General features: G+C 50.1%; 3 protein-coding genes. All 3 read left to right on the top strand.

Going from position 1 to position 5,557, the window contains the following annotated elements; genetic code table 11:
* Positions 1 to 2,085 (top strand): PAS domain-containing hybrid sensor histidine kinase/response regulator (locus IQ235_RS17410; RefSeq protein ID WP_264322693.1); only part of this gene is annotated, 2,085 nt, incomplete at its 5' end.
* Entirely contained in the window at positions 2,078 to 3,583 is a 1,506-nt protein-coding gene (locus IQ235_RS17415) for a hybrid sensor histidine kinase/response regulator (RefSeq protein WP_264322694.1), read from the top strand. The genes IQ235_RS17410 and IQ235_RS17415, both read left to right, overlap by 8 nt.
* A gap of 707 nt (positions 3,584 to 4,290) precedes the next feature.
* Positions 4,291 to 5,557 (top strand): chemotaxis protein CheB (locus IQ235_RS17420; protein WP_319592615.1); only part of this gene is annotated, 1,267 nt, incomplete at its 3' end.

Consider the following 5,557-nt stretch of genomic DNA (forward strand, 5'->3'; position numbering starts at 1 on the left):
TTGGAAACCCAAACCCATTGCCAAGTTCTGCTACGCAACTACCGCTGCGACGGCACCCCATTCTGGAACCAACTGAGCCTCACCCCCCTGCACGACGAAGCCGGCAATCTCACTCACTATATCGGCATCCAAACCGATATTACCGCCAGCCTCGCCATGGAAGAGCAACTGCGCCGCAGCGAAACCCTGTTGCGAACGATCGTCGGCGTGATTCCCCTGGGGATTTACGTCGGCAACGCCAGCAGCGATCGGGTCTTGTTTGGCAATGATGAGTTTTGCCGCCTGTGGCATCTCGAAGATATTTGCAATTCTATAAAAGAGGGCGAAATCGGTCACGACACGGTGATGGAGAGGTGTTTGGAGGCGCTCGATTCAAAAGTATTCGCAAACACCACCCAACTCTATGGCATCTTCAACGATGGCGACGGTCAAATCGTCGAAGATGAGATTCTCCTCCTCGACGGTCGCACCTTCCGCCGTTTCTGCGTCCCCGTCGGAGAAGGAGAGCGCACTCTCGGTCAGCTGTTGGTGTTGGAAGACATCAGCGAGCGCAAAGCCGCTGAAGCCCAACTGCACCAGAACTACCTCGCTCTCGATCGCACCAACGTCGAACTCGAAACCGCCCGAGAAGAAGCCGTTGCCGCCAACCGTGCCAAAAGCGAGTTCCTGGCAACCATGAGCCACGAACTGCGCACCCCCCTCAACGTCATTCTCGGCTTCAGCGAAATTCTCGCGCGCGATACTCAAACCACACCGGAACAACGAAATATTCTCAACACCATTCTCCGCAGTAGCGAGCATTTACTCTCCCTGATTAACGACATTCTCGATTTAGCCAAAATCGAAGCGGGGAAAATCGAACTCATCACCACCTCTTTCAACCTCCACCAACTCCTAAGTACCGTCGTGGAGATGCTCGAAGTCAAAGCCAGCGCCAAAGGCTTGAGCGTAAATCTCGATATCGCCCCCGATGTCCCGATGGTGGTGAAAACCGACGAAGCCAAGCTGCGTCAAATCCTGATTAACCTGATGGGTAATGCCGTTAAATTTACCAATAGCGGCAGCATTACCCTGCGGGTGAGTGTTTTTCTCAAACTCCCGATGGGCAAACCTTCCAACCCAGAACGGCCGCAGATTTTACACTTCGATGTGGAAGATACCGGAGTCGGTATCGAGAAGGAAGAACTCGCACGGATTTTCGAAGCGTTCGATCGGGGAATTGCCGGACGCAGGCAGGCCGAAGGCACGGGATTGGGACTGGCTATTTGCCAGAACTTTGTCGAGCTGATGGGAGGCAGCATCCAGATTCGCAGTACCGTTGGCGTGGGGACGAAGATCTGCGTTCGCCTACCGATACCAGCGCTCGAAGAAACGGGAGATAGCGATACCCTTCTCCTATCGGGTCAGCGGGTTGTCGGACTGGCTCCAGACCAACCCACCTATCGCATCCTCATCGTTGAAGATCGTTGGGAAAATCGCCACATGCTCGTCCAAATCCTCCAACCTTTGGGCTTCGAGCTTCTCGAAGCCGAAAACGGACAACAGGCCGTCGAAATGTGGCAACAACACCAACCCCAACTGATACTGATGGATATGCGGATGCCGGTGATGGACGGTTACGAAGCGGTGCGGCGCATTCGCAGCAGCGTCGCCGGGCAAGCCGTGGCGATTGTCGCCCTCACCGCGAGCGCTTTCGATGCGGATAAAAATTTACTTCTTTCTGCTGGCTGCAACGATTTTGCCACCAAACCCGTACGGGTGCAAAATCTCTTGGAAAAAATCGCTCGTCAGCTCGGAGTGCGCTATCTTTACGAAGAGGCGACCCCCATACAACCGAGTTGGCCAGAGACCAAAATATCTCTAACCTCAGAGTCGTTTGCCGTCATGTCTCGAGACTGGGTAGAGCGACTCAACTTCGCTTCTGGTACCTTAGAGCAAGAACAAGCCATCCAAATCCTCGCCGAAATCCCAACAACTCATCGATCGCTCCAAAGCACTCTGGAACAATTGGTGGAGGGAAGCCACTTCGATACCATTTATTACCTGACCCAAACTTTCCTCGATAACGATACCAATAGTGAGTAACTCAGAACAACTCGACAATCGACCTGACAATCCCATCCCATACAACCTACTTGTTGTCGACGATCGACCCGATAACCTTCAGGTTCTCTCGCAGCTTTTGCGAGAACGCTACCGAATCCAGGTTGCTATTAGTGGCGACATTGCTCTCAAAGCCGCGCTCGTCAAGCCACCGGATTTGATTTTGCTCGATATTCTCATGCCGAGAATGGATGGCTACGAAGTCTGCCGGCGTTTGAAGGAAGATTCCAAAACCCACCATATTCCGGTTCTGTTCTTGAGTGCTTTAGCGCGCATCGAAGACAAGATAAAAGGCTTTGAAATCGGCGGCGCGGACTACATCACCAAACCCTTCCAAAGTGAGGAAGTCATCGCTCGCATCGAACATCAACTGGCGATCTGTGCCCTGCAAAGACAACTCGAACGGAACAACCGAGAATTGGAAGCGCGCAACCGCCAACTCGAAGCCGAAATCCAACAACGGCAACAAGCCGAACGGGACTTACAGCAACAAAATACCAAACTCGATCGAACCCTATGGGAACTGCAAGCCCTGCAAGGCGAAATGATTCACCGCGAGAAAATGACCGCCTTGGGTCGTTTGGTTGTCGCGATGACGGGGGAAATTAACGATCCTCTGACGATGATTCGATCGGCCATGCCTCCGATGCGCGCCATTCTCGACAACCGATGTTTTGAATTTCCCCAATTTTTCGAGCGGCTGTCTTGCGAACAACAAACCCGCTTTATCGCCTTAGTCGAGAATGCGGCTGCTGTCCCTCTTGGGCAAACAAAGGAACGGCGACAACTGCAACGTCAAATTGCCCAAAAGCTCGTTGACCTCGATATCGCCGACGGGGAATTCAAACTAGCCTCAATTCTGGTGGAGTTGGGAGTGGGGTTGGATGTCGAGTCGATTTTGCCCCTCCTGCAAGATCCCGATCGCGATCGGATTCTCCAAGTGGCTCGAACCATCACCAAAGCTCACCGCAGCCTCGAGAATATTAATGTTGCCGTCGAGCGTACCGAGGCCATTCTCAAAGCTTTGAGTAACTATGCCGGTCGAGACTATCCCGATACCCCAGCGATCGCTGATATTGCAGAAGGAATCGAAATGGTTCGAGCTCTGTTTAAATACCGATTACCCGCGAATATCGAACTGGTGGAAAATTACAGCCCCCTACCTTTAGTTTCGTGCTATCCCGACCAATTATCTCAAGTGTGGACGAACCTGATCGAAAATGCATTAGAGGCGATGGGCGATAAGGGAATTCTTACCATTGAAACTGCGACGTCAGATAACCAAGTTCAGATTTCAATTTCCAACAGTCGATCGGAACTCTCTCCCGCACAAACGCTCGATTCCAACCCAAAAACACAGATGAATTTATATATTTGTGAGAAAATAGTCCAAAAACATCGAGGCACGATCTTCGTTGAAAATAACCCCGATCGAACGATATTTACGGTTTCTTTGCCAATTACTTCTTCAACAAACTGAATAGTTTTAATTTCGGACTATCAAAGCTTATAAACAATGGATTCGAGATAGGTCGGAATTCAGAGAACAATGCCGCATTAATCTGGCTTGGAGCATAAAATTGCCGTAGGGTTGAAGGTTATATCGTTTTTCGGGATAGCTGGTACGCTTGATACCCCAGGGCAGCGCGGCACAAATAATTACCTAGCTCTCAACGTTCGGCTGTACTTCGACAAGCTCAGCAGCTGCGCTCACGTCGAAGCCCGTGAAAGCTACGTGGAATCAGCATTTTTAATTTTGCATTTTGCGGAAGCGCGAGCGGTGTCGGTTTGGGTCCCGTTCGACTTTCCAAGACGCATTTTTAATAACCCGTAGCGGCACTAGGGCGCGCTTTGATATCAAATCCAGTTGAATGACCGTAATTCAGGTTGAGGAGCACAAGGATCGGGCATTGCTGGGGGAGAAAGTGACTTGTGGAATTTGTATATTCAGGTTCGTTACCCGGATCGGATATGAAACCTGAATACCGACCCAGATATAGCGCAACGCACACCGTGTATTTACACGATCGTAGAATTGTGTAGAAATTGAGGAAGACTCGTACGTAACTTGCTGATAATTAATCTGTCATTAGTTATCACTTAATCCTGGGAATTAATTGCGAATTAAACACTAAGTTCAGGTACAATATGTAAGATTATTTAATATTTTTTAACCGCAGTCGTTCTATGTCGGAAAGTCAATCGGGTGTAAACGATCGCGATCGAGAACCCAATTTTTTCGTTGTTGGGATCGGTGCGTCTGCGGGAGGACTGCGCGCCCTAGAAATATTTTTCGAGAATCTAACCATCGATACGGGAGCGGCTTTTGTCGTGATTCAGCACCTTTCACCGGATTTCAAGAGTCTGATGAAAGAACTGCTCGAACGACGCACCCGTATGGCGATCTATCGAGTGACAGATGGGATGAAGTTAGAACCCAATTCCGTGTATTTGATTCCACCGGGAAAAAATTTATTCCTAGAACAGAATCGATTGCATTTATTCGAACAAGAGGCAAGAAGCCGCCACAAACTCAACTTTCCCATCGATATTTTTTTAGAGTCTCTGGCTACAAACTATGCCGATCGCGCCATTGGCGTCATTTTATCGGGAACGGGAAGCGACGGAACCCGAGGCTTGCAAGCCATTAACGAAGCGGGTGGGTTTGCCATGGTACAAGAACCCGAAACCGCAGAATTTGACGGGATGCCGCGCACTGCCATTTCAACAGGGGTTGTCGATCGCGTTTTAGCACCTCGCGAACTCGCCCAAACGATCGAGCGCTTAGTGCGATCGCCCAAAGCCCCCCAGATGGCCCGTCAAGACTCCAATTCATTTCTCGATACCGATCGATTGCAACGGATTTCGAGCATCTTAGCCCAGTACGAAGATACCGATTTTTCCCATTACAAAACCACGACCCTCTCGCGACGCATCCATCGCCGATACCTCATCAGCGGCTGTCAAAATTTTGAAGATTTCATTCGCCTGTTAGAATCCTCTTCGGAAGAACGGGCAACGTTACGTCATGACTTACTCATTAGCGTCACCCAATTTTTCCGAGATCGCCTCCCGTGGAATTTCCTCAAAACCCGCGTGGTTCCCGACTTAATCGATGGTGCCCAACCCCAGGAAGAGTTGCGGTGTTGGGTAACCGCCTGCGCCACGGGAGAAGAAGCTTATTCCCTGGCTATTTTGCTCGAAGAAGCCATCGCTCGATCGAACAAATCCATTCGTTTTAAAATATTTGCGACAGATATCGATAAAATCGCCTTAGAAAAAGCCGCTCGAGGTATCTATCCCCTCACCATTATTAACGAAATCGAACCCCGACACATCGAACGCTACTTCACGCGCAAAAGCGATGCTTTCCAAGTGAGTCGCCAACTCCGAGAAAAAATTCTGTTTGCCCCCCACGACTTAACCAAAAATGCAGGTTTTACTAACGTGGACC

The organism is Zarconia navalis LEGE 11467 (assembly GCF_015207075.1).
In the GTDB taxonomy this organism is placed as follows: Bacteria; Cyanobacteriota; Cyanobacteriia; order Cyanobacteriales; family Geitlerinemataceae; genus Zarconia; species Zarconia navalis.